The following is a 24,557-nucleotide window of genomic DNA, read 5'->3' as shown; positions in this document are numbered from 1 at the left end:
TTCCTGCAAAGCCTGCCCTGCAATCAGAAGCTACGCTTCAGCACCGGTGACCCGGATGCAGGAAGGAAGAATGCTGAAATTGGCCCACTGCGAGCGAGCTACTGTGCCGGGCCGTCCGTCGGGCTTCCTGCAGTCAAAAATCCTGCTGGACCGGGGCATCCAATGGTGTTGGTCATCTTGTGCATCTTCGTGTGCGACAAAGAGTATTTCACTGGAAAATAAAGAAAATTCTTTCAACTGTCATATATTTTTCAGTTATCATTCCTAAAGTCGCCTTCGTTCTTGACACACGTCAAGGAGAACTTCCCCCCACTTTGATAGTCATGGCCAATGTCTGCGGGTGTTCGGTGTAGGAGCACAGGGAGAACCAGCGTCGGGACCCGCGCCAAACCATCTTTCAGCACGGATAACTGATCATGAGCCTCATAATCGCTGCGATCAGGGAGAAAGACGCGGGAGAACGGCGCGTAGCACTTGTGCCTGTCGTTGCGGAACGCATCCAGAAGCTTGGATGTTCCGTGGCACTTGAAGCCGGAGCCGGTCTTTCTTCCTATTTCCCTGACGCCACCTATAAAAACACCTCCATTGTTGAGGATGAAAAAGCCCTCGTTGGCTCCGCGGATATCGTCCTCGCGGTGAATCCTCCGTCCCCGGATCTGGTGTCAGCCATGAAGCCGGGCACCATTCTCATCTCCTTCATTTATGGTCGGAACAATCCTGAACTGGTGAAAGCCCTTCGGGATCACAAGATCAGTTGCTTCGCCATGGAGCAGATCCCCCGTATCAGCCGTGCTCAGGCGATGGATGCGCTGTCCAGTCAGGCGACACTTGCGGGTTATTACGCCGCACTGCTCGGCTCGGTACATATGCCGAAAATCCTGCCCATGATGACAACAGCCGTCGGCTCTCTGCGGGCTGCGCAGGTTCTGGTCATGGGCCTCGGCGTTGCCGGTTTGCAGGCGCTGGCAACGGCGGGTCGTCTTGGTGCTGTGACGGAAGGCTATGACGTCCGTCCCGAGACGAAAGACGAAGCCCATTCCCTTGGTGCGAAGTTCGTCGACACCGGCGTGGATGCCACCGGTCAGGGTGGCTATGCCCGCGAACTGACCGCCGAAGAAAAGGCGAAGGTGAAATCGGTTCTGAGCGACCACATCGCCCGCTCCGATCTTATCATCACCACGGCGGCCGTCCCCGGACGAAAGGCCCCTCGCCTCATCGATGCCGACCAGATCGCAGGGATGAAGGTTGGTTCCGTCATCATCGACATGGCGGCGGAAGGCGGCGGAAACTGTGAAGGCACGAAGGCGGGTGAGATCGTTCAGGTCGGACCGGCCACGATCGTCGGACCCGTCAACCTGCCTTCCTGCCTCTCCGAGCAGGCTAGTGAGCTTTACGCCAAGAACATTCTTAATCTGCTTCAGCAGATCATCAAGGACGGCAAGCTCTCGCTCGACATGACGGACGAGGTGATCGCCAAGACGCTCGTGACGCATGACGGCAAGATCACCAACGATGCGGTGCGCGCCGTTGTCGAGGGTCCGGCACCGGCATCAGCCGCGCCTGCTGTTGCGCCTCCTGCCGCCCCGACCACCCCACCGGCTCCGGAAACACCGGCAGCGAAAGGATAAGCCGATGCTTATCACCTCCATGACATTCGTCATCGCACTCTACATCTTCATGCTGGCGGCTTTCACCGGCTATGTCGTCATCAGCCGTGTGCCGTCGATCCTGCACACACCGCTCATGTCCGGCTCCAACTTCATTCACGGCATCGTGGTGGTAGGCGCTCTCAGCGTCCTGATCTCCGCCACGACCATTCCTGAACAGGTCATCGGGTTTTTCGGCGTCCTGTTCGGCGCGGGCAACGTGATGGGTGGTTACGTGGTGACTGACCGGATGCTGGCCATGTTCCGACCGAGCACTAAAAAGCCGGCCCAGAAAGCACAGGATGGGAAGGCCTGATCATGAACGTGATCGATTATATCATCGGCCTGAGCGGTCTCCTCGCCTCCGGGCTGTTCATCTACGGCCTGAAGGGCATGTCCTCGCCGGTCACGGCTGTTCGCGGCATCGTCATCGCGGGCTGGGGCATGGCCTTCGTGGTGGCTGTCGCTTTCCTCCAGGCGTTCAATGTCTCTGATGAGGTATTGCCTCATCTGCCGGTCAATCTCGGCCTTGCCGTGCTTGCCCTGCTGCTCGGAGGCCTCTGGGCGGGTTGGAAAGGCAAAACCGTCGAAATGACGGCCATGCCGCAAATGGTCGCACTGTTCAACGGCATGGGCGGTGGCTCGGCGGCGGCCATCTCGGCTGTGGCCATGCTGCGCCATACCGAGGTGGATGCCCTCCATCTGGGCGTGACCATGGCTGGCGGCCTCATCGGCTGTATCTCCTTCACGGGTTCGCTCATCGCGTGGGCCAAACTTGACGGTCGCATGCGGAACCCCATCCGGTTTAGCGGTCAGCAGATCTTCAACCTCGTGGTGTTCGTCGGGACAGTGGGCCTCGGCCTGATGGCCGTGATGACACAGATGCAGGGCTCGCCTGACGCCGGGCTGTTCTCGCTGCTGTTCTTTGCGGGCGCACTGTTCTTCGGTCTGTGCATGACCGTGCCGATCGGTGGCGCCGACATGCCGGTCGTGATTTCGCTCTACAACGCCTTTACCGGTCTGGCCGTGGGTCTTGAGGGCTATGTCATGGCCGATCCGGCGTTGATGATCGCCGGTATGGTCGTGGGTTCAGCCGGCACGCTGCTGACGGTGCTCATGGCAAAGGCGATGAACCGCTCCATTGCAAACGTGCTGTTCAGCAACTTCGGAGCGTCCTCCGGCGCGGCTGCGGCTGGTCCACAGGGTCAGATGAAGTCTGTCGATCCGGCTGATGCAGCCACCACGATGCGTTATGACTCCAGCGTCATCATCATCCCCGGCTATGGTCTGGCGGTCGCTCAGGCGCAGCAGAAGCTTTACGAGCTCGTGAAGATGCTTCAGGCGGCAGGTGTGGACGTGAAATTCGCAATCCATCCGGTCGCGGGTCGTATGCCCGGTCACATGAATGTGTTGCTGGCTGAAGCAGGCGTTCCTTACGACATGATCTACGACATGGACGACATCAACGACAGCTTCAAAACTACTGATGTGGCGCTGGTGATTGGTGCGAACGACGTAGTCAATCCTTCGGCCCGTACCGATAAATCCTCGCCGATCTATGGCATGCCTATCCTCAATGCCGATCAGGCGAAGCAGGTCTTCGTCATCAAGCGCGGTCAGGGCACCGGCTATTCCGGCGTGCAGAACCCCCTGTTCTTCCTACCGAATACCGCCATGGTTTTTGGTGATGCCCAGGCAGTCCTGAGCAAGATGGTTGAGGCGCTCAAGGCCCTCGGAACCAACTGACGATCTGAGAAAGAAAAAGGATACCTGAAGCATGGCAGGCAAGATGCAAGCGGCAGTCGCCCGCGAGTTCAACAAACCTCTGACGATTGAGGAACTCGATATCCCCACCATCAACCAGAATCAGATTCTGGTGAAGATGGATGCCTGTGGCGTGTGCCACACCGACCTGCACGCCGTGCGCGGTGACTGGCCGACCAAGCCGACGCTCCCCTTCATCCCCGGCCATGAAGGTGTCGGACATGTGGTGCAGGTCGGCAGCAACGTGAACTGGGTCAAGGAAGGCGACTATGTTGGCGTGCCGTTCCTTTACTCTGCCTGCGGTCACTGTGAGCATTGTCTTGGTGGCTGGGAAACGCTGTGTGAGAAGCAGGAAGACACGGGTTATTCCGTCAATGGCTGCTTTGCCGAGTATGTAGTGGCGGACCCGAACTACATCGCCCATATCCCCAAAGGCGCCGATCCGCTTCAGATCGCGCCGGTGCTCTGCGCTGGCCTCACGGTCTACAAGGCCCTGAAAATGACCAACACGAAGCCGGGTGACTGGGTGGCGGTCTCCGGTGTCGGTGGGCTTGGCCAGATGGCGATGCAATATGGTGTCGCCATGGGCAAGAACATGATTGCCGTGGATATTGACGACGCGAAACTGGCCACGGCCAAGGAACTGGGCGCGGCGCTGACCGTTAATGCCAGGAACACGGACCCGGCTGCTTTCGTGCAGAAAGAAGTGGGAGGCGCTCAGGGTGTGGTTGTCACTGCTGTTTCCCGTATCGCCTTTTCACAGGCTATGGGCTATGCACGACGCGGCGGAACAATCGTTCTCAATGGCCTGCCACCGGGAGATTTCCCTGTGTCGATCTTCGACATGGTCATGAATGGAACGACAATCCGAGGATCAATCGTGGGCACACGGCTCGACATGATCGAGGCGTTGTCCTTCTTTGCTGAGGGAAAGGTGAGGTCGGTTGTGAAGGCGGACAAGCTGGAAAATATCAACCGCATTTTCGACGATCTGGAGAACGGTCGCATCGACGGTCGCGTCGTTCTCGATTTCCGGAAGTGAGACCTGCCGCGCCTTCCGGGGCGCGGCACCCTCGTTGCCCGGCATTAAAAGAAAAGGAATCTGGACATGGCTTATGCAACGGTAAATCCGTTCAACAATGAACAGATAAAGGTGTTCCCGAACACGACGGACGCCGAAATCGACACAGCACTCGACACCGCGCATTCCGCGTTCCTGTCATGGCGCACCACGTCCTTCGCTGAACGCGCCAAAGTGATGCAGAAGGCCGCTGACCTCCTGCGCGCCAATCTGGACGAATACTCGAAGCTGCTCACCCTTGAGATGGGCAAGCTGTTCTCCGAGGCGAAAGCCGAGACGGAGCTGTCTGCCGCGATCTTCGAATATTACGCGAAGAACGCCGAGGGGCTTCTGAAGGCGGAAGACCTGCCGGTCGCCAGCAAGGATGAAGGCCGCGCGAAGATCATCCACCAGCCGCTGGGTGTTCTCCTTGCCGTCGAGCCGTGGAACTTCCCGTTCTATCAGGTCGCCCGTATCGTTGCCCCGCAGATTTCCGCCGGCAACACGGTTGTCCTGAAGCACGCCTCCAACGTGCCGCAGTGTGCCGCCGCCATGGACAAGCTGATGACGGATGCCGGGCTCCCGAAGGGAGGCTTCCAGAACCTGTATCCGTCCCACGATCAGGTCTCGCGCATCCTTGCCGATCACCGCGTGCGTGGCCTCGCGCTGACAGGTTCCGAAGGCGCAGGCGCCCGTCTGGCATCCGAAGCCGGTCAGGCTCTGAAGAAGTGCACGATGGAACTGGGTGGCGCGGATGCGTTCATCGTTCTGGAAGATGCCGACCTCGAAAAGGCAGTAAAGTGGGCCGTGTTCGGTCGTCACTGGAATGCCGGTCAGGTCTGTGTGTCCTCCAAGCGCATGATCGTCGTGGACGCCGTCTATGAGGAGTTCGTGAAGCGCTACCGTGAAGGCGTTGCCAAGCTGAAGATGGGCGATCCGATGGATGCCGCCACGACGCTGGCTCCCCTGTCTTCCCAGAAGGCTGCCGACGACCTCAAGAAGCAGGTCGAAGGCGCTGTGGCAGCCGGTGCGAAAGCGGAAGAGATCCCGCTTGAAATGCCGAACAACGGTGCGTTCTTCCGTCCGGTCATCCTGACTGAACTGAAAGACAACAACCCGGCGATGCGCGAAGAGTTCTTCGGCCCGGTCACGCTGCTGTTCCGCGTGAAAGACGAAGCTGACGCGATCCGCGCTGCTAACGACAGCCCGTATGGCCTCGGTGGTTCCGTCTTCACGAAGGACGAGGCCCGTGGTGTCCGCGTGGCTGAGAAGATCGAGACCGGCATGGTCTACATCAACCATCCGACGATGGTGAAGGCTGACCTGCCGTTCGGTGGCGTCCTCCGTTCCGGCTTCGGTCGTGAACTGATCGGCCTCGGTATCAAGGAATTCGTCAATCACAAGCTGATCGACGTCGTGGATATCGACGCACCGTTCTAAGGATCGTCTCGAAGGGTGGGGAGAATGCTCCCTGCCCGTCTCGGGCTAAAGTCCGGTTTTCCTTGAAGGGAAGACCGGACTTTTTCTTTTGGTGGCCTGTATTCTTTACAAACGGCACCACATGAAAACGGCTCGCGACCCCATCTCATCGGGGAAGCTGGGTCTTTTTGATCTCTGTTCATTAAAAATTGTGCGACGACATCTGCATGCTCTTGTTGCAGAGGGGGGAAAGAAGCCGCTCGCTCTGTCCGCTTGGAAAAATACACCGGCTTTTGAAAGCCGCAGCGGACTTTAATTGCCGCAGCCCGAAGAGATCGCAAGTGCCTTTAGAATATCTTTTATTTCATAAGGCTTTTTGATGATTTCAGCCTCAGGGAATGACTGATTTATTTCCGGGTCGTTGTCATATCCCGTTGTAAAAACGAATGGCACACCGCGATCCGCAAGCAGACGGGCAACAGGCGCAGATGTCTCGCCACCGATATCAATGTCGAGAATGGCAACATCCACAAGATATCGTTCGAGGATTTCACATGCCTGTGCGATTGAAGAGGCCGTATAAACATGTGCCGCCTTTTTCTCGGACAAAGCCTGCTCAACGTCGAGAGCGATCAGGAATTCATCTTCCAGAAGAAGAACTGTCTTCCCGGCTAAAGTCTTTTCAGCCTCCATGCCGATGGCAGTGATGCCCTTTCTGGACCCCGCATCAGAAAACTCTGAAAACGTCGCGCCAGCCGGCTGCTCCGGCAGGGTGATTTCAAGCCTGATTCCCTCAGGTAGAAAGTGCCTTACAGCCTTGCCGCCAAGATTGTGAGTGACCGCTCTGTCGAGCAGGAGGCTACCAAATCCCGCCTGCTTTGGAACCACCACTTCAGGGCCACCTTTTTCTTCCCAGAGAATATTCCACGACGCACTCTGGGATTCATAGGCCCACTTCACCGTAAGGCACCCGTGACTTGTGGAGAGCGCCCCATATTTGGCCGCGTTGGTTGCCAGTTCATGAAACAGCAATGCCAGAAACGTCAGGGCGCGCCGGGAGAGGATAAACGACGGTCCTTCCAGCACGATGCTGTTGGCGCTCGTCTCATAGGGGGCCAGTTCAGCCTGCAACAGATCCTTCAGTGTCGTTTCAGCTTTCGCGACCAGAGCCACGTCATGGGCGGTGGCAAGCGAACTGATGCGCCCCTGCAGGGAGCGGCTGTACTCAACCGCGCTGTCACACGCGGTCGGTTCCCGCGCCACAAGCGTCTGCACAATCGCAAGAATATTCTTGACCCGATGATTGAGCTCGTCATTCAGAATACGCTGAAGCTCTTCCGATCGTGTCCGTTCCCGCAGGATGCGCTGATGGGTCACGGCCATGATTTCCATCAGGGTCGATCGAATCTGTCCGGCCAGTTCCAGATCTTCCGGGGTCCACTCAAGGCAGTGGTTGCGCACCTCTTCCTTCCACAGATCAAAGCTGCGGCGTGGTGTAAGGCGAACGCCATGCGGTCCCGTACTGTAGGTCTTTTTGGGATCCCCTCCCCACAGAACAGTCTGGATGACTTCCTGACGGAAAATGACCAGATAATCGTTGCCCTGAGGCCACATGGGAACGACCAGCGCTCCGGCGATCCCCGACATCCGCCCCGCCAGGACAGGACAGTCCTTCAGCAGATGGTCGCTGCACCACATGTCATCGTTACCGTTTTTCTTCACTACCGACAGCAGATCGACAACAGCCGCTTCGTTTAAAGTCTGGCCTTTGGGCGTCCAGTGGCCTTCCATCCAGACACCGCCTCCGTCGCATTCAATGACGGTCAGAAGTTCCTGCACCCTCTCCTGAATGTAAGACGGGCCGTTCTCTTCGGTGGCCTTTCGCAGAAAATGGGACAGAAACAGATGCGTATTCTGTGTGAGATGCAGCCGTCGTGATCGTATGAGCGCGACAAGCTGGAGGGCAAGCATCTCTCCCACCATCTTCGCCATGACGCGTTCAGCCATGGCGGGTTTCTTGACCTCATAATGATGAAAAGCGATCAGCCCCCACAACTCCCCATCGACGACCAGAGAGAGAGACATGGAGGCCCGCACGCCCATATTCGTCAGATACTCGCAATGAATGGGCGAAACCGCCCGGAGATGCATGAACGTCATGTCCAGGGGAAGCAGGCCATCCTGCTGAACCAGCGGCACGGGAGCGAAAGTCGCGTCGGTGATCACGCGAATCAGGGATCTTTTGTAAAGTTCCCGCGCCTGACTTGGAATATCACCACTTGGAAAATGCTGCCCCAGAAAGCTCTCCAGCCCTTCGCGTCGGTCTTCGACGATGACTTTCCCCGACCAGTCCGGCGAAAAACGGTAGATCATCACCCGGTCGTAACCGAAGGCCTGCCGCATGACTGGCGCAGTGGCGCGGAGCAATCCGAGGATGTCGGCAGGATTGCGGATGGTCTCCACGATCCGGCGCTGATTTGCCAGAACGCTCGTGTGAAGCGCCGACGGCATGGCATCCTCGCACTCGACAATCAGCTCATCACCGGAATAATGGACCACGATATCCCGGCGAAAACCCGTCATCAGTTCCAGGTCAAACAGAATAGACGGTTTTCCAGAAGCGCTTTGAGCTGCGCTGGCGAGAATCTCCGCCGTAATCGCCTCCCCGAAACACTCATTCAGCGACAGGCCAAATCGGATTTCGGGCAGACTGAGATATGCCTGCGTATTGGCCGAATATCGTGTGAGGCGGCACTCCTGCGGGGAGAACACCAGCACACAGCCGGCGGGCTGAATGCTTTGCGGAATATGGATGGGTTCGCGATCGCACGACAGCAGGTCAGCCTGTCCGAACAGAACGTTCTCAAATTCCATATTCATGGGCGAACATCATGAAACGGACCCTTCAGATCCGTCAGTCTCATCGCGTCCGTTGCTTCATCAAAGGTGTCGCAAGCCGCTTGCGCCGCCAGAACCCGATCGAAGTCCTCAGCTTTTTCCAGACAGGTCAGAAAATGCTTCCAGTTGTCGACGGAAGAAGCCTGAAGTGAAAGATGCCGGGCACCGGAATGTTCTTCCACTCCTGCTGCCGCAACCTGCCTGACGAGAAACCGCGCCCCCAGCACTGAGCCTTCCAGCACGTAAAGAATACCCAGCAGGCTACTGGTATTGGAGACATCAAGCCGGGAGAGCGGACTGTCGATCGCAAGCCCCAGGACATCGAGATCGGTATGAAGATATTCAGCGAGCCTCGTTGGGCGCCATGTTCCCAGAATATCCGGCCAGACGACGATGTCCGACAGACGCGGCTCAACGGAGATCCGAAATGCGGCAATGCCGCATAAATAACGGTGGTAGGCCTGTTCAGTGGTAATAGGACCAATCAGCTGGTCGAGCGCCGCATGCCGTGAGCGCGTCGCAGACCTGAGATGCTCCCGAAAAGTGTCATAAGCCTGCATATAATCCGTATAGCATCAAATGCTCCTGAACTCAGTCCATATTCAGGTTACGCCCGGACCCTAGAGGCATTGGCGCGACAACTGCAATTAAACCTTGCGTTATTAGCATAGCTGTCAATCAACACAATACTGTTACCAACTTTTACGGCGTGTCTTTGCGCTCCCGACTGCCCATGCTAACCGCCTTACATCATGCAGGCCAGTTCTGATCAGTTGCAGCCCATCGAGAGCCACAGCCGGCGTCAGCGCCTCCTGGAAACCGCCATTCGTGGCTGGCTGAGCCTCGCCCTCCGCACCACGCGCTGGCGTTTCGAGGCGACACCGGAAGCCCGGGCACTTCTTCTTCAGGAACGCACGTCCGGGAGCCAGAGCAGCGGCCTTCTCGTCGCGTTCTGGCATGAAGCACTGGCTCTCTCCCCTGCCCTCTGGTGGTGGACGGAGCCTCGCAATCCTGCAATGCGGCTGCATGTCCTCATCAGCCGCAACCGGGACGGACGGCTGATCGCCAATATTGTCGCGCCTTGGCGCATCCCTCCCATCCACGGTTCTTCCGACAAGAAAGGAAAGAACAAGGGTGGCGCTGCGGCGCTGCGTCAGATCCGCACGGCGCTGGCGGAAGGCCATACCGTCGCCGTCATGCCGGATGGACCGAAAGGCCCACGCCGTGAAGTGCAGGCCGGGATCATCGCTTTGGCGGAAAAAACCGGCATTCCCATCATCCCCGTTGGCGTACAGTGCCGATGTATCCGGGTCCGCTCGTGGGACCGCATGATTTTGCCCCTCCCGTTCGGACGTGGGCGCATCGTCTGCGGAACGCCTCTCCACATTGAAAAAGGAGATGCTCGTGAAACCGCCCGCGTCCTCCTCGGGGAACGCCTGACAGCAGCGCAGGACGAAGCCGGACGGGTAGCCGCCAGCTATCCGGACAGCCTCGCGACCATGCCCTCGGCCGCCGTAGCCGAAGGGCCGATGAAAGCGCCGCACACGCCCGCCCGGCCCTTCAGGGCCAGCGCTCCCTTATTATGGAACCTGTGCGCCTCTCTCCTTGCGCCGGCGCTGATCGTCATGCTCCGCATACGTCTGCGTCGAGGCAAGGAAATTGCCGAACGGCTGCGCGAAAGGCTGGGGCTGGATAAAAGTCAACGACCTCCGGGACCTCTTATCTGGCTGCATGCCGCCAGTGTTGGAGAAACCATCTCCATTCTTCCCGTCATACGGGTTCTTCTGAACGATGAGCCTTCTCTCCATATTCTGGTCACTACCGGCACAGTGACCGCAGCGGGAATACTGGCGCGGGAATTACCTGATGAGATAAAAGCAGGTCAGGTTCTGCATCGTTTCGTGCCGCTTGACGTGCCCCGCTGGGTGAAACGCTTTCTTCGCCACTGGCAGCCAACATGTCTTGTTCTTACGGAAAGTGAACTCTGGCCGAACATGATTGCCGCCTGCAATGCGGCAGACGTGCCAGTCACCGTAGTCAACGGACGCCTGTCCCGCTCGGCGCTGAACGGGTGGCGACGGGTGCCCCGCATGGCGAAAGCCATGATGAGTGGGCTTTCATGGGTCGCGGCGCGATCACCGGAAGATGCGGCACGCTTCCGGATGCTGGGGGCTGCGAACGTGTTCTGTGATGGCGATCTGAAAACAGCGGCGGCTCCCCTCACTGCCGATCCCGACGTCCTCGACGATGCTCGCAAGGCCATCGGAACGCGGCCTGTCTGGATTGCTGCTTCTACACATTCCGGTGAGGAAGCACGGGTGCTGGAAGCGGCGAAAATCGTTGCGGCCACTCATCCCGACCTGCTGACCATCATTGCCCCCCGCCATCCCGAGCGCGGCAAAATGGTTGCTGACGAGGTGTTAAGCGCTTTTCCCTCCGTTGGCACCGTCCCCCGTCGCGCGCAGGCAGCATGGCCAAAAGCACAGGATCCGGTCTGGGTGGTCGATACACTTGGTGAACTGGGCACATTGTTTCGCTTGTCGCCCGTCATCTTCATGGGCAACAGTCTTGTCGTTTCGGGTGGACCGACACCGGGAGGTGGCCATAATCCGTTCGAACCCGCACGCTTGGGCTGTGTCGTGGCGACCGGACCAGCTACAGGCAATTTCGAGGAAGCCTTTGTGGCGCTGGCCGATGCGGTAACGGTCGTCCACACGCCACAGGAGCTGGCCAAATGGGTCGAGACCATGCTGGATAACACGGCGCTGGCCACCTCGCGGGGTGAAGCTGGCAGGAAGGTGGCCACGCGGGATCAAATGCTTCCGCTTCGTCTGGCCCGGTTGATTCACCGCACGATGTCCAATGCCTGAAAAACTGCGGCTTCACGCTCCATCCTTCTGGTTCCGTCCACCGGGACTTGCAAGCAGCCTTCTGCGGCCTGTCGCCTCAATGGTGGCTTATGAGGCGACGCGGCGGCGACGCAAAGCAGGATGGCATGCACCCGTGCCTGTTCTGTGCATCGGCAATCTGACAGTTGGTGGAACCGGCAAAACCACGGCGGTTCTTGACCTTGCCCAACGCCTGCAGGACCGGGGCATGAATGTGCATTGCCTCACACGGGGCTACCGCGCGGAAAATATGCGTCCGGGCGATCCCGTGCGGGTGGATCTCTCACGGCACACAGCGAAAGATGTCGGCGATGAGGCGCTGCTGCTCGCGGCCGTGGCGCCATGCTGGGTCAGTCCGGACCGTGTCGCTTCCGCCGGTGCCGCTATCGGTGCTGGGGCGGACTGTCTGATCATGGACGACGGATTTCAAAATCCCGGCCTCTACAAGGATCTGTCACTGGTGCTCGTCGATGGGGCGGTCGGGTTTGGCAACGGCTGCGTGCTGCCCGCAGGTCCATTGCGGGAAAATCTGGCGGTTGGACTGAATGCGGCCAACGCCGTTGTCATCACGGGCAAGGACAAAGCCGGGGTGAAACAAACGCTTCGTCAATGGCAGCACCCCATCCTGAACGCAGACTTGCAGATGGATGAGACGGTCACGGATCTCCGCGACAAAGCGGTGATCGCATTTGCCGGACTGGCGCGCCCTGACAAATTTTTTGAGGGACTACGGGAAAACGGCGTTCATCCCCTGAACTGCATTCCCTTTCCTGATCATCATCCGTTCAGCGACCTTGATCTCAGCCAACTGACTCATCTGGCACTGCAAGCTGAGGCGTTACTGGTCACCACCCCCAAGGATGCGGCGCGTTTGCCGCCTGCATTCCGCCGAAAAGTGCAGGTCGTCGGGGTCGGTCTTCATTGGACCTCGCCTGAAATGATAGAGAGCCTCCTCGACCATCTTCTGATGGAAAAGGAGCAGTAGGCATGAATGTAACGCCAGACATGGGCTCCGTCCGATGGCCCATGAAACTGGAGGCTGCCGCCGCGCACATATCATTATGGGTGCTGCAGCGACTGAAAGCCGAAGCCGCCTCCAATCTCGGCGGTCGCCTGTGCCGCGCGGTCGGCCCACTTCTGCCGGTTTCGAAAATTGCAGATGCCAATCTCCAGCTTGCCATGCCGGAACTGGATGCGCCTGCCAGAAAAGGCGTCATCAAAGGGGTGTGGGAAAATCTCGGCCGTACGGTCGGAGAGTTTCCTCACATCTCCTCTCTTCAGGAAAACACCGCAGCAGGTCCGGGTTTCGAGGTGGCCGGAGTGGAGCATCTGGTCGCTCAGGCGAAACGGGGAGGACCGGTCCTGTTCGTGTCGGGTCATATCGGCAACTGGGAAATGCTGCCGCCGGGCGTCGCAAAATACGGTGTCGGTTTCGCGTCGTTCTATCGGGCGGCTGGCAACCCACTGGTGGACCGCATGATCCGCGACCTGCGTGATGCCGCCATGGCCGTGCCTCTGCCGCTGTTCGCAAAAGGGGCAAAGGGCGCGAAGGAAGCCTTGCGTTGGGTCGGAGGAGGTCATCGGCTCGGGATGCTGGTGGACCAGAAAATGAACGACGGCATTGAGGCGCGCTTCTTCGGACACCCAGCCATGACAGCCCCCGCTCTTGCCGCGATGGCCCTGCGTTTTCGCTGTCCTGTCATTCCAGGTCATGTGCAGCGTCTGGGACCGGCCCGACTGCGCATTGTGGTGGAACCACCCATGACACTGCCTGACAGCGGTGATCGGCAGGCGGATATCGCGACACTCACGCAGGCGATCAATGACCAGCTGGAAAAATGGATCCGGGCCTGCCCGGAAAGCTGGCTCTGGTTACATCGGCGCTGGCCGAAAAAGGTCATGCCGACGTCGCATCGCGGCTACTGAGAAGACGATTCTGTCCGGAAAATAGTCTTTTCGCCTACAAAACGATCTTTTTCAGGCGTCAATGCCTATTTTTTAGGCTCAAAAACTTACCAGACCGGTTAATTTTTGTGCGGTTTCTTATCAAACCTCTCTCTGTTTGTAGCATTTCCACCACACCTTTAGGGACCTGCCTCTCCAGAAGGCGTATCTCTCCATTTCGATGTGGCAGGCCAGCCGGGAAGGACATACCGTTGGCTCAAGATACGAATGAGGAGTTTTAAAGGGATGTCCCAGGCAATGCAGACCGGACTGTCAGTATTTCCTTCGAATGTCATCCCTTTCCGGATGGCCATCCTGCCGCGCCACAAGGAATATCTGGGCCGGTGGCTTGAAGCCGGAATGCGGATGGGCCTTTGTGATGCCGAGATCTGCATCGATGATGAGGCAAGCTATGCCGATGCCGAGCAGGTTCTGGTGTGGGTCCGTGAGAACGCCAGCCCGGCCTATCTCATTCATCCGGAAGGCAATCGCTGGGTCGTTGTTGATGCACTGCGCGATAACGTGCTGAGCGTCGAACACTCCTTCGAACTGGCTCTGGATTTCATCCGCCCGGCCCTGCCGGTTCAGGGTAGCGTCGCCGCAGCCTGAACTGCGCGTTTCCGAGGAAAGCAAGACTGCCCTCCCCTTCGGCTCCCCCGATAAAATGATAACGGGGCTCAGAATACGGATAACGTATTCTGAGCCCCGTTCTTGTATCTGCTCTATAAACCACCGCGTCGCAATGGGAACGGCTGGTTGCCGTGCCTTCTGTGTCCGAACAGGTTGCAGCACCTGCCCGGACCCGCCTTTTCCTCAGTAGTGAGTGGAAAGGGCGAACAGGAATGAACGTCCCGGTGCTGGCACAGCACGATCGCTGAACAGACTGGTGTAGTTGAGACGATTGGCAAGGTTGTAGCCGTTCATCGCCACACGCCAGTGATTGTTCAGGAAGGAATGAGAAATGACAGCGCTCCAGTCAAAATTGGCTGGAACACGCGCTGTGTTGGCGGCATTGAGCCACACACTTTGCCGCCATGTCAGGCCGCCGCCGAATGTCAGGTTCCATGCACTGCCGGGCGCAACAGTATAGGTCGACCACAATGTCGCAGAATTCTTAGGGACATAGATGACACGATTTCCGACGTTGGATGGGGTTGCCGACCATGTGGTTGTTGCATCGTAATAGGCATATGTGCCGATCACCTGCCAGTTTTTCATGATCTCGCCCGATACGCTCATCTCGATACCCTGATTGCGCTGTCGGTCACTGGACGCGACGACCGAGCTGTCACCATCACTCCCGAGGATCGCGTTCGATTTCTCAAGTCGGAACGCGGAAAGGGTGAAGCCCATCCGACCATGAAAAGCGTTGTATTTACCGCCAACTTCATAAAGATTGCTGCGCTCCGGATGCATCTTCGACGTGGTCGAAGTCAACGGCTCGCTGCTGTTGGTGACATACAATCCAAGGGGTGTCGTGGACTCAGACCAGGTGAAGTACAACATGGCATCATCCGTGGGCGTATACATAAGGCTGACGTTTGGATTGAACGTATTCTGCTGCTGGCCCAGATAGGTGTTGGTTGTTCCCACACCGTCGGTCGCCGAATAATGGCTGTTCCAGTGATCCCAGCGGAACCCGGCCTTGATCGAAAACCACGGCGTAAGCCACGCCTGATCGGAGAAGAAGGCGCCGACATCGGTGGCCTCTCCGGTCTTGTAGAGTTTCTGGCCCACCCCGTTCTTGATGTTTACCAGATCGTATTGATACTGACCCAGCTTACCAAGAACCAGACCCGGCTCAGAAGCCGATGGATTGATCAGGCTGGTCGTGTCCGTCTGCGTGCCGTTCACGCCGTTGTAATTATAGGCGTAGTTTTTGCGGCGATCATAGACATGCATGATATCGATACCGGCCAGAATCTGGTGCCTGATGGAGCCGGTATTGAAGTTGGCCATCGTTGAAAATACGTTCTGAACTGACCAGTCATTCTGCTGGTAAGGTTCTGGACCTCCCAGCGGACCACGTCTGTCAACTGTTGCGGCGGACGGATCGGTAAAGAAATCCAACTGGCAGGTTGCACTACATCCCGGCTGGGAAGCAGAGAAATACCGGCTGTACATTCCCCCTCTCAGATCATCGAAAAACGTGATGTGCTCGTTCATCTGATGCTTGAAACGGGCCGTCAGCATATCAACCGCCGAATCATCCTGATCGTAGGTGGTGCCGTACCAGTTATTGCGATTCAGCCCGTATTCCGTAGCGGGTTTCCCCACTGTGGCACCTGGCTTCGTCACGACGGGCACACCGTAGTCCGGAATGCGGTTGTCGCTCTGATGGAAATATTCGAGCGTGAAGGTCGTCTTTGTTCCGAGCCCAAACCCGATCGAAGGAGCGATACCCCAGCGATGGGAATAAACATCGTCGCGACCGACAACGTCGTTCTCATTCCCCATTCCTGTGATGCGGACGGCGGTGTGCTCGCCGATCTGCTGATTCACATCCAGAGTGCCGCGATAATAGCTGCCCGAACCACCGGAAAAAGTGCCGCCATAGCTATTGCCCAGACGCGCCACCTTCGTCGAGATATTGATCGCGCCGCCTGTCGTGCCGTTACCGAATACTTCCGATGACGGTCCCTTGATCACAGCAACATGGTCATAATCGAAACTGTCACGCGTATAGACGCCGAAATCGCGCAGACCGTTTTCGTAAATGTCGTTCTGTGCCTGAAAGCCGCGGATCAGGAACTGATCCCCGCTCATGCCGCCCTCGCCTTCACCAACGGAGGCAGTAATGCCCGGCACGTTGCGAAGTGCTTCCTCAAGGGATTTCACATTCTGCTGCTCCATCAGCAGCTTTGGCACCACATTCACCGTCTGCGGCGTGTGCAGAACGTCCTGCGGCATGCGTCCGAAACCCATGTCCTCATTAAGAACATTCATTCCACGGCCGCGCACGACAACATCTTCCGAAGCAATGGAAGTCTTGCGAACCTCCGACCCGGTATTGATGGAGCGGGCACCCGTTCCAGTTGCAGTAACCGGGGTCTGGGCTCCCGCCGCAGAAACGGCTGGTGTTTTCGGCGTTTGAGCAGCCACCACCGTTTTATGCACGACCGGCCGATGATGACGGGATTTTGCCGTCGTGGCCGCGTCGGCTGCCTGCGGATGTAATGCCGAGCAGGCCAGAGTGAGGCCGGTTGTCAGCGGTGCAGGCCGGAAGGTATGGCGGATGAAACGATTCGTCATGGTATTTACATCTCGCAGTCAGCTTTTGATGATCCTATGACGCAATTGAGATTAATTCGCAATATCTTCCAGAAAACAGAAATTGTTTGTCACAAAATATCCAAACATGGCACCCAGTGTCATCAATAATGCACTTCATCAGCCAAAAAATGCCTGACCGGCAACATCGATCCACTTCACGAAACAGGCTGACTTACGGATATTGTTACAAAAAAAGCCCGTTTCCTCTATCTGAAACAGACAGGGGAAACGGGCCGCGACAAAGCGAAAACGGTCAGAATTACTGGGGTCAGGAAGAACCCGGCACCAACGGATTTTTTGGAACAGGCGTGGTGATAATGCGCGTTCCCCCACCACTCTGAATTTCGAAAATACCGAGCTTGCGAATTGTCCGGCCATCCTCCGACAAGGTGAAGGCCCCATCGACGCCCGAAAACCCTTCCTTACGGGTCATGATGTCCGTCGGATAACCATTCCCACCGCTGGCGGCATAGACTGATCCAGCAAGCGTTCCGGCATCGTAAGCAAGATCGGCAAGCGGTTTGGGCACACGATGATTCTGTGCGGCGAACTGTTGCACGAACGCGGTGCGCGCCGCCGGATCCGGCGCTGCGTACCACGCACCGGCAATACCGCCGAGCTTGCCTGCGAACGCGGCCCACAGGCCCGGTCCCATCAGGCGGACCTGAGTGCTGCGCACCTGATTGGCTTTGAGAGCGTCAATCACATCCTTCAGGGCAAGTCCCGTGTCGCCCAGCAGCAGGGCATCGAATGGCGGCGCAGACAATGTCGGTGTGGTGGTGGTGGACGTCGAGGCCGGAGAAGCAGCACTGGTGGACGGTGGCGGCACAGCCTTGGGATCGGTCGGTGACTGCGCATCCGCCGCAGTGCTGGCCTTCGATGCCGAGGAGAGAGCCGCCGCGAGATCAGCAGGCAGATCGGGAGCTGGGCCGGTCGCCTGACCGGAGGCCGTCGCCGACCGGCTGTCATAGGCGCTGAGTGTTGCCAGTTCGCTCCTGATCGCTTCCGAACTGGTCTGATGGTAGACGACCTGCGGGGTAGCGAGCCCCATGTTCTGACAGGAACGGATCAGCGCGTCTCCCATCGCCCTGCCGAGAGGCGTATCGGGAAGAAACGCCGCGAACTGCCGACGCCCCTCGATCCGGGCCGCCTCCACCAGACGTGCGACCTGCTGCTGCGGCGTGATGCCGAAGACCCAGACACCGGAGCGGGCCTGCGCCAGATCACTGGTGAACGCCACCACAGGCACGCCTGCCTGAATGGCCTGTGGTGCAATCAGGCCCGTGTCGGCACTGGTCAGCGGCCCCAGAACAATGCCGTCCCCTGCTGCTATTGCGGCCTGCATGGCACCCGTCGTGCCCGTGGCACCGCTTGTGTCATGCACATCCACCTGAGGAGGAGCAACGGTGCCACTCTGCTTTGCCAGCGCCAGCTTTGCCGCCACCACCATTTCATTACCAAGCGCGCCGTTCGCCCCACTGAGCGGCAGAAGCAGACCCACATTGCGTGCGCCCGTCGCCGGGCCGCCATTCGCGGCCGTCCCCGGAGCGCCCGTGCCCCCCGAACTACAGGCCGCAAGCGCCAGAAGCGCCACACCGGAAAGGTGACGGGCCGCGCGTCGGCTGGTATGGCGCAAAGCACCCCGCGTCTTGTGAGCCGCCTCTCGCGACAGGAACCTGCATGTCAGATCCATCTTCCGCCTCTTCTTCTGAACGGTTACCTGCCGGGCCACAGGCGGAGGGTTACCCCGATGATGCTTCCTCCCATAGCGAAGGAATGCGGCCACGTCATGTCCGGGATGATGAAACGGTCCCCACAGAAGATGATCCTCCCCCACACCCGCAGCATGAGGGACTGCTGACTCTCGTCGCGACACCCATAGGCAATCTGGGAGATCTTTCCCCGCGTGCGGTCGCCGCCATGCGCACGGCGGACCTTGTGCTGTGTGAAGACACGAGGGTCACGGCGCGGCTGTTTACCGAGCACGGCATCGGCACGAGGGCGGAACCTCTGCATGAACATAATGAACGTCAGAGAGTGCCGGGGCTGATCGACCGCCTTTTACAGGGACAACGAATCGCCCTCGTCTCGGACGCCGGTATGCCGCTGCTGTCCGATCCCGGTTATCGGCTTGTCCGCGCCGCCATTGATGCCGGAATATGCGTCACCGCCGTGCCAGGACCGAATGCCGCACTGACCGGGCTGGTGCTGTCCGGCCTGCCGCCCCATCCGTTTCTCTTTGTCGGTTTTGCGCCTCCTCGTAGCGCCGCACGCCGGGAAAGTTTCGCCACCCTGCACGCTGCGGAGCGCGCCGGACTGAAAGCCACGCTGATCTGGCACGAAGCACCGCATCGGCTGGCCGAGATGCTGGCGGATCTCGGTGTGATTTTCGGAGAAGAGCGACCTGCCGTGGTCGCACGGGAACTGACGAAACGGTTTGAGGAGGCCAGACGCGGAACCATCGGCTCTCTTGCCGCCTTTTATGCCGAAACGGCACCCCGAGGCGAGATTACCGTCCTGATCGGCCCCTTCGACGAGACAGAGCATAAAACCGACAATCTGGACGACCAGCTTGAGACGGCGCTCACCACGCAGTCGGTCAAGGACGCGGCAGCGTTGGTGGCCACCGCCAACGGGCTGCCGAAAAAGATTGTCTATGCGCGGGCACTCGCACTGATGGCGATACGACGGAAACAGGAAGAACCGTCGGGAAACTGAACTGCGAGCGGCGGAATACTTTCGTCCCGATCTCAATTGACAGAAAACAAGAAGGATACGAGCGAATTGTTGTATGCTTCGTCTTTCTCGTCGCCCGGAAGCAGGATTTACCATCATGAACACACACGTCGGAAACCGCTGGCTCCGGTTCGTCCTGCTGGGTATCGCCAGCATTGCCCTCGGGGCCTTTGCCTGGATCGACGCCATTTCCGTAACACTGGCCAGTACGGTTCTGTTCGGGGTTATCTTCATCATCGCCGGGGCCTTCCAGCTCGCCCATGCGTTTTCATGCCGTGAGTGGAGCAGCCGGCTGCTTTCGGCTCTTCTTGGCTGCCTCTACATTCTGGGAGGCATGCTTCTGATTGAAGAACCCGCGACGGGCTCGGCCTTCATCACGGCCTTCATCGCCATCAGCATGGTTATCGGAGGAGCGGTCCGCTCCATGATCGCCTTCCAGAACCGGGCCCTGTCCGGCTGGTGGATGATGATGCTGGGCGGACTTGTCACGATCGCTATCGGCGTGATGCTCTATGCGACGCTGCCCTGGTCCGGGCTGTGGCTGGTCGGCACACTGATTGCCTGCGAACTGATCTTCGCCGGGATCGGATGGGTGCAATTCGGTCTGGCTCTTCGCCGTGGAACGGTCGTGATCGAGCGTAATTTCTGACACGACCACACAAAGCTGCGTTGTGGTCACGCTTGCGCGAGACCACGCACACGCCCCCGCCTCTGCCGCTACGATGGGGCACACCCGCACGGGAGGCAGGAATGAGCGAAGTTCATACACTACGAAACGTGCCCATCGGCATCAGGGCGACGGGCACGCGCGTTGAAACGGACTCGATGGGCAAAATCGAAGTCCCGGCAGATCATTACTGGGGCGCGCAGACACAGCGCAGCCTCGTGCATTTCTCGATCGGGCGAGATGTCATGCCGATCGAACTGTGTCGGGCCTACGGTATCGTCAAGAAAGCCGCTGCTCTTGTAAATCTTGCCGACGGACGGCTGCCACAATGGAAAGCCGACGCGATCGTCCGCGCTTCCGATGAAGTGACGGAAGGGAAACTCGACAGCGAGTTCCCCCTGTTCGTGTGGCAGACCGGTTCCGGCACACAGACAAACATGAACGCCAACGAGGTGATCGCCAATCGTGCGATCCAGCTTCTCGGCGGTGAGATCGGCTCGAAAAAACCGGTTCATCCGAATGATGACGTGAACATGGGGCAGTCGAGCAATGACTCCTTCCCCACCACCATGCATGTCGTGACGCTGCTGGAGATCGAGAACACACTTCTTCCGCAAATGGAGGCCCTGATTGCGGCCATTCGCAAGAAATCCGAGCAATGGATGAGTGTCGTCAAGATCGGACGTACGCATCTTCAGGATGCCGTGCCGCTGACGGTCGGGCAGGAATGGTCCGGATGGGCTCAGCAACTTGAGGATGCGCTTGATGCGCTGAAAGCGGCAAAACCTGGTCTGGCGCAACTTGCGGCGGGAGGAACGGCGGTCGGCACGGGGCTGAATGCCCCGGCGGGTTTCAGCAAGGCAATCGCAGCAAAGATCGCGAGCCTGACGGACAAGCCTTTCATCACCGCGCCGAACAAATTTGCTGCACTGGGTGGACTGGACGCAATGGTCCGCGCCTCCGCTGGCCTGCGCGGTCTGGCGGTGGCGCTGATGAAGATCGCCAATGACATGCGCTGGCTTGGTTCTGGGCCTCGCTGCGGGCTGGGAGAACTGCATCTCCCTGAAAACGAACCGGGCTCTTCCATCATGCCGGGGAAGGTGAACCCGACCCAGTGTGAGGCGATGGTGATGATCGCCACGCAGGTGATGGGCAACGACACGGCTGTCGCGTTCGCTGGTGCTCAGGGCAATCTGGAACTGAACGTGATGCGACCGGTGATCGTCGCCAATGTCCTGCATGCGATCCGCATCCTTGCTGATGGCTGCAAAAATTTCCGTGTTTTCTCCGTTGAAGGTACAACGCTCGATGAGAAACGGCTGAACCGTTATATCGAGGACTCCGTCATGCTGGTCACGGCGCTGAGTCCGGTGATCGGTTATGACAAAGCCGCCGCCATCGCTCATCGTGCGATGGAAAAAGGGGAAACGTTGCGTGCAGCCGCACTTGCCTCAGATGTGGATGAAGCAACGTTCGACCGGTGCGTTGACGTGAAGAAAATGGTCGGCACAGGTCTTGCCGGAGCCTGAACCGACGGCTGGCATGGCGAGGGCGGAGTATCCCCTCGCCACCATCTGCCCGAACTCCAGTTTTTCTTATTTTCCCAAGATGAAACTGAATGGTTACGGCTGCCATTTCCTTAGAATGGCCTAAGAGACTGTTTCAATATTTCTCCGCTGGTGATCCGATACGCGTTTTCCGGCTCAGATGCTCTCGACCCCCATGCCCGCTTCGCTTCATTACTAAAACACACCGATCGCCGTCGCCCTCTGGGGCGTTCTCGCTCAGCAGAGAACTTTTGAAACAGCTTAAGGCTGGAGAGATTTCGCCAATTTCTGCAACTCAGACAAGATAAAAGTCCTCGACCTCAAGCCGAACTTCGGGAAAATCGAGAATCTTCGCCCTTTGTGCGTATAATTTTTGCAGGCGCCGCACGACTTCCCCTCTTTCGATCAATGGTGCGCAGTAAACAGGCGCAACACATGTTTCACAGTCCTTCGGGCACCTGCTGGCATAATTATCAAAACTGCGCCGTGCGGCATCATCATCCAGCAATGTTTCAGCAGGAGTGTTTTCAGCCAGAATAACGGCATGCACGCCCAGATCGATATGGTGATATTCGACATATCGGGAAGGAGGCTCGAGAAATATGGAACTTCCGTTCACCAGCGCGTTGGCGGGCAGCAGTAATTCCAGCAAATACAGCGCATGGAGCTGTGAAAGGCGCAGATCCCGACGCGGTACATCATCTGCAAGCGCATGTGCCCGCAGTCGCACCGGGCAAAGCGATCTGTCCAGCACCATCTGTTTGTGCGTGTACCGGCGTACGCCACGCCATCGCACAGGCATGAAACGTCCCCCCACCGTGAGAACGCGCGTCCCTGCTTCGATGGTTTCAATCGCCATCGGACCGAATTCCGTTTCGATCAGCGTTCCCCGGCAGAAACAGGCCGCAACGGTCAGCGTCACAAGAACGTCGTTAGGAGAGGCATACAGAGCATCGGCCGATGTTTCTGAAATCGTGAAATCGGCACTACTGTAAATGTCGTCAGCGGATGCCAGATCGATTACCGCCAGAGTAACGCCATTATCGGTGATGTAGAGCGTGTTGGTCGCACTATCGAACTCCAGGGCATCCGTGTCCGACCATGTCGTGCCGACAAGCTCGATGGCCCCGCCGGAAACAAGGGTCGTATCAGTCGTGGTGGCACCACTGTCGATCTGGAGAAGGCCACCGCTGCTGAGAAGGGTGCTGCTGACGATAGCCCCGGAAGCGGCTTCGACAACTGCACCACTGCTCACGGTTGTGCTGCTTACCGTGCCGCCTGACCCGACGCTCAGGCTCGCCCCGGACGCAAGGTTCATGCCCCCGGCCTGACCGCCAGACCCGATCACGGCGCTGGCCCCCGCGCCGAGACTGGTATTGCTCAGATGACCGCCACTCGAAACGATGATCGTTCCGCTGGTGTAAGTCCCACCCGAAAGAATTGCGCTGTTGGCGACAGAAATCCGGCCCTGATTTTCCAGAAGAGTGCCTGTTGCGAGAGCGCCGCTGCCTGCCAGAACCAGCGTGCCGCCATCAATATCGACTGCCGAGACTGTGCCTCCCGCAGCAACCGCGAGCTTACCTCCACTGGCTACAACACCGCCACTCGCCACGCCTGTGGCCGATACGGCAAGCATGCCTCCACTCGCAACCGAGGCGCCACTGACAACGCCGCTGGTCGATACCGTGGCGGTTCCACCGGAGAGCACCTCCGTGCCGACGGCACGTCCACCCTTGCCACTGACAATCTGATAGCCGCCCGCAGAAACAATCGCCCCCGACGCCACTCCCAAAGAGACATACTGGTGTGCGCCACTACTGATCGTGGTCGAAATACTGGAACCGGTATAGTAACTATAATAGACGATTTCTTCAGCGCCGCCTTCGAGAACGGCATCGATGGACACGCCACCCTGTTCGCGAAGTATGCCGCCGGAATTGACGATCGTGTTTTTACCGACGCCCTGACTCTGATAATAGACGTAATTGGCCACACCGCCGGAATTGATGATGACATTGCTGACGGTGCCCGCAACGTACAGCCCCACGCCCGTGATCTGCACACTGGCATATGTCATTGTCGCATTGGGATTACCGGAATTGACGGTGATATCCGCCGCTGATCCGGTCGGGTAGATCGCCAGCCACCCGTCGTTCAGAACGACGCCGCTTGCCGCGCCGCCTGCCGAGATATTGACAAGCCCCTGACCTGTGACAGTCGTGCTGACAGCCGAGCCGCCGGTATAGACAGTCAGCGTCGACCCGGAATCGACATAACTCGAGACCGTCTTTCCACCTTTACTGACATATTCGGTGGATTTCGGCTGGAGCGTGATAGTGCTGACGACGCCGGATGAAGCGACCGTGATGGAGCCGCCGTTGGAAACGGTGACGTCACTGGCGGTTCCCGAAATCGTAGCCGACGCGCCCTGCCCTATTGTGACAGTCGTAACGCTGCCGCCTGACGCAACAACCAGTGGATCCGAAGATGTCGCGGAGACATTACTGGAAGAAACACCGCTGCTGATGGTTGTCACGTTTACCGACTCCTCCCTACAGCCGGATTTCCTCAATACATGTCACGTTGAGAAACCCGCTCCCGCAGGATTAATTTTTTCTTTCCTGACCTCTCCGATGGTTAAATATACAAACTTAATAAAGGGTTACATTTTCAGGCCACTAACAGTGGCAGCACCACGATGCGTCCGAAAAATAC

Annotated in this window: 17 protein-coding genes; 12 read left to right on the top strand and 5 right to left on the bottom strand. The window is 58.3% G+C overall.

Translation table 11 applies throughout. The features are described from left to right. Positions 1 to 416 precede the first annotated feature (416 nt). The 5 genes from GOB81_RS07990 (at position 417) to GOB81_RS07970 (ending at position 5,910) form a co-directional block, all read left to right on the top strand. A complete protein-coding gene (locus GOB81_RS07990) occupies positions 417 to 1,628 on the top strand; it encodes an NAD(P) transhydrogenase subunit alpha (protein ID WP_173569863.1) in 1,212 nt (403 codons plus the stop codon). A gap of 4 nt (positions 1,629 to 1,632) precedes the next feature. Continuing rightward, positions 1,633 to 1,962, top strand: a complete 330-nt coding sequence (locus GOB81_RS07985) for an NAD(P) transhydrogenase subunit alpha (protein WP_173569862.1) — start codon at positions 1,633 to 1,635, stop codon at positions 1,960 to 1,962. 2 nt (positions 1,963 to 1,964) lie between these two features. After that, a complete protein-coding gene (locus GOB81_RS07980) occupies positions 1,965 to 3,392 on the top strand; it encodes an NAD(P)(+) transhydrogenase (Re/Si-specific) subunit beta (RefSeq protein WP_173569861.1) in 1,428 nt (475 codons plus the stop codon). A gap of 31 nt (positions 3,393 to 3,423) precedes the next feature. Then, the gene (gene adhP / locus GOB81_RS07975; protein WP_173569860.1) at positions 3,424 to 4,452 is read left to right on the top strand and encodes an alcohol dehydrogenase AdhP; all 1,029 of its coding nucleotides are present in this window, start codon (positions 3,424 to 3,426) and stop codon (positions 4,450 to 4,452) included. 66 nt (positions 4,453 to 4,518) lie between these two features. After that, positions 4,519 to 5,910, top strand: coding sequence for an NAD-dependent succinate-semialdehyde dehydrogenase (locus tag GOB81_RS07970; protein ID WP_173569859.1), 1,392 nt, complete (start codon positions 4,519 to 4,521; stop codon positions 5,908 to 5,910). A 291-nt stretch (positions 5,911 to 6,201) separates the two neighbouring features. On the opposite strand, the gene GOB81_RS07965 is transcribed toward GOB81_RS07970, so the two are convergent. Then, the gene (locus tag GOB81_RS07965) at positions 6,202 to 8,769 is read right to left on the bottom strand and encodes an HWE histidine kinase domain-containing protein (RefSeq protein WP_173569858.1); all 2,568 of its coding nucleotides are present in this window, start codon (positions 8,767 to 8,769) and stop codon (positions 6,202 to 6,204) included. Continuing rightward, positions 8,766 to 9,347, bottom strand: coding sequence for a biliverdin-producing heme oxygenase (locus tag GOB81_RS07960; protein ID WP_173569857.1), 582 nt, complete (start codon positions 9,345 to 9,347; stop codon positions 8,766 to 8,768). The genes GOB81_RS07965 and GOB81_RS07960 overlap by 4 nt, the downstream gene beginning before the upstream one ends. A gap of 192 nt (positions 9,348 to 9,539) precedes the next feature. On the opposite strand from GOB81_RS07960, the gene GOB81_RS07955 reads away from it, so the two are divergent. The 4 genes from GOB81_RS07955 to GOB81_RS07940 all read left to right on the top strand — a co-directional run bounded on the left by GOB81_RS07955 (position 9,540) and on the right by GOB81_RS07940 (position 14,228). After that, positions 9,540 to 11,657, top strand: coding sequence for a glycosyltransferase N-terminal domain-containing protein (locus GOB81_RS07955; protein ID WP_173569856.1), 2,118 nt, complete (start codon positions 9,540 to 9,542; stop codon positions 11,655 to 11,657). Then, complete coding sequence (gene lpxK / locus GOB81_RS07950) at positions 11,650 to 12,660, top strand: tetraacyldisaccharide 4'-kinase (protein ID WP_173569855.1); 1,011 nt, start codon at positions 11,650 to 11,652, stop codon at positions 12,658 to 12,660. Before GOB81_RS07955 ends, lpxK begins: the two co-directional genes overlap by 8 nt. Before the next feature lie 2 nt (positions 12,661 to 12,662). After that, positions 12,663 to 13,601, top strand: a complete 939-nt coding sequence (locus tag GOB81_RS07945; protein ID WP_242010134.1) for a lysophospholipid acyltransferase family protein — start codon at positions 12,663 to 12,665, stop codon at positions 13,599 to 13,601. Between the two features lie 264 nt (positions 13,602 to 13,865). Continuing rightward, the gene (locus tag GOB81_RS07940; RefSeq protein ID WP_173569854.1) at positions 13,866 to 14,228 is read left to right on the top strand and encodes a hypothetical protein; all 363 of its coding nucleotides are present in this window, start codon (positions 13,866 to 13,868) and stop codon (positions 14,226 to 14,228) included. 204 nt (positions 14,229 to 14,432) lie between these two features. Here GOB81_RS07940 and GOB81_RS07935 read toward each other — a convergent pair whose 3' ends face one another. Together GOB81_RS07935 and GOB81_RS07930 are read right to left on the bottom strand one after the other, a co-directional pair. After that, positions 14,433 to 16,871 carry a TonB-dependent receptor gene (locus GOB81_RS07935; RefSeq protein WP_173569853.1) on the bottom strand — a complete coding sequence of 813 codons (2,439 nt, stop codon included), beginning with the start codon at positions 16,869 to 16,871 and terminating at the stop codon, positions 14,433 to 14,435. 289 nt (positions 16,872 to 17,160) lie between these two features. Continuing rightward, on the bottom strand, positions 17,161 to 18,585 hold the full coding sequence (locus GOB81_RS07930) for a penicillin-binding protein activator (protein ID WP_173569852.1): 1,425 nt from the start codon (positions 18,583 to 18,585) through the stop codon (positions 17,161 to 17,163). Here GOB81_RS07930 and rsmI point away from each other — a divergent pair. The 3 genes from rsmI to fumC all read left to right on the top strand — a co-directional run bounded on the left by rsmI (position 18,573) and on the right by fumC (position 21,824). After that, a complete protein-coding gene (gene rsmI / locus GOB81_RS07925) occupies positions 18,573 to 19,610 on the top strand; it encodes a 16S rRNA (cytidine(1402)-2'-O)-methyltransferase (protein WP_173569851.1) in 1,038 nt (345 codons plus the stop codon). The two genes, GOB81_RS07930 and rsmI, sit on opposite strands and share 13 nt — an antisense overlap. Before the next feature lie 115 nt (positions 19,611 to 19,725). Continuing rightward, positions 19,726 to 20,277, top strand: a complete 552-nt coding sequence (locus tag GOB81_RS07920; RefSeq protein ID WP_173569850.1) for an HdeD family acid-resistance protein — start codon at positions 19,726 to 19,728, stop codon at positions 20,275 to 20,277. Between the two features lie 101 nt (positions 20,278 to 20,378). After that, a complete protein-coding gene (gene fumC, locus GOB81_RS07915; protein WP_173569849.1) occupies positions 20,379 to 21,824 on the top strand; it encodes a class II fumarate hydratase in 1,446 nt (481 codons plus the stop codon). Positions 21,825 to 22,137: 313 nt separating this feature from the next. Here fumC and GOB81_RS07910 read toward each other — a convergent pair whose 3' ends face one another. Further along, a complete protein-coding gene (locus GOB81_RS07910; RefSeq protein WP_173569848.1) occupies positions 22,138 to 24,378 on the bottom strand; it encodes a Hint domain-containing protein in 2,241 nt (746 codons plus the stop codon). Positions 24,379 to 24,557: the final 179 nt, after the last annotated feature.

The sequence above is a fragment of the Acetobacter conturbans genome (assembly GCF_011516755.1).
Taxonomy (GTDB): Bacteria; Pseudomonadota; Alphaproteobacteria; order Acetobacterales; family Acetobacteraceae; genus Acetobacter; species Acetobacter conturbans.
The sequence above is the reverse complement of the archived record's forward strand: the minus strand, read 5'-3'. Positions and strand labels throughout refer to the sequence as shown.

Excerpts from the sequence above, each read along its gene's own strand:
- GOB81_RS07920 (WP_173569850.1), top strand. The coding sequence starts at position 19,726 with ATGAACACACACGTCGGAAACCGCTGGCTCCGGTTCGTCCTGCTGGGT.
- GOB81_RS07985 (WP_173569862.1), top strand. The coding sequence starts at position 1,633 with ATGCTTATCACCTCCATGACATTCGTCATCGCACTCTACATCTTCATG.
- GOB81_RS07970 (WP_173569859.1), top strand. The coding sequence starts at position 4,519 with ATGGCTTATGCAACGGTAAATCCGTTCAACAATGAACAGATAAAGGTG.
- GOB81_RS07945 (WP_242010134.1), top strand. The coding sequence starts at position 12,663 with ATGAATGTAACGCCAGACATGGGCTCCGTCCGATGGCCCATGAAACTG.
- GOB81_RS07955 (WP_173569856.1), top strand. The coding sequence starts at position 9,540 with ATGCAGGCCAGTTCTGATCAGTTGCAGCCCATCGAGAGCCACAGCCGG.
- GOB81_RS07980 (WP_173569861.1), top strand. The coding sequence starts at position 1,965 with ATGAACGTGATCGATTATATCATCGGCCTGAGCGGTCTCCTCGCCTCC.
- GOB81_RS07960 (WP_173569857.1), bottom strand. The coding sequence starts at position 9,347 with ATGCAGGCTTATGACACTTTTCGGGAGCATCTCAGGTCTGCGACGCGC.
- GOB81_RS07935 (WP_173569853.1), bottom strand. The coding sequence starts at position 16,871 with ATGACGAATCGTTTCATCCGCCATACCTTCCGGCCTGCACCGCTGACA.
- lpxK (WP_173569855.1), top strand. The coding sequence starts at position 11,650 with ATGCCTGAAAAACTGCGGCTTCACGCTCCATCCTTCTGGTTCCGTCCA.
- fumC (WP_173569849.1), top strand. The coding sequence starts at position 20,379 with ATGAGCGAAGTTCATACACTACGAAACGTGCCCATCGGCATCAGGGCG.
- rsmI (WP_173569851.1), top strand. The coding sequence starts at position 18,573 with ATGTCAGATCCATCTTCCGCCTCTTCTTCTGAACGGTTACCTGCCGGG.
- adhP (WP_173569860.1), top strand. The coding sequence starts at position 3,424 with ATGGCAGGCAAGATGCAAGCGGCAGTCGCCCGCGAGTTCAACAAACCT.
- GOB81_RS07965 (WP_173569858.1), bottom strand. The coding sequence starts at position 8,769 with ATGAATATGGAATTTGAGAACGTTCTGTTCGGACAGGCTGACCTGCTG.
- GOB81_RS07940 (WP_173569854.1), top strand. The coding sequence starts at position 13,866 with ATGTCCCAGGCAATGCAGACCGGACTGTCAGTATTTCCTTCGAATGTC.
- GOB81_RS07990 (WP_173569863.1), top strand. The coding sequence starts at position 417 with ATGAGCCTCATAATCGCTGCGATCAGGGAGAAAGACGCGGGAGAACGG.
- GOB81_RS07930 (WP_173569852.1), bottom strand. The coding sequence starts at position 18,585 with ATGGATCTGACATGCAGGTTCCTGTCGCGAGAGGCGGCTCACAAGACG.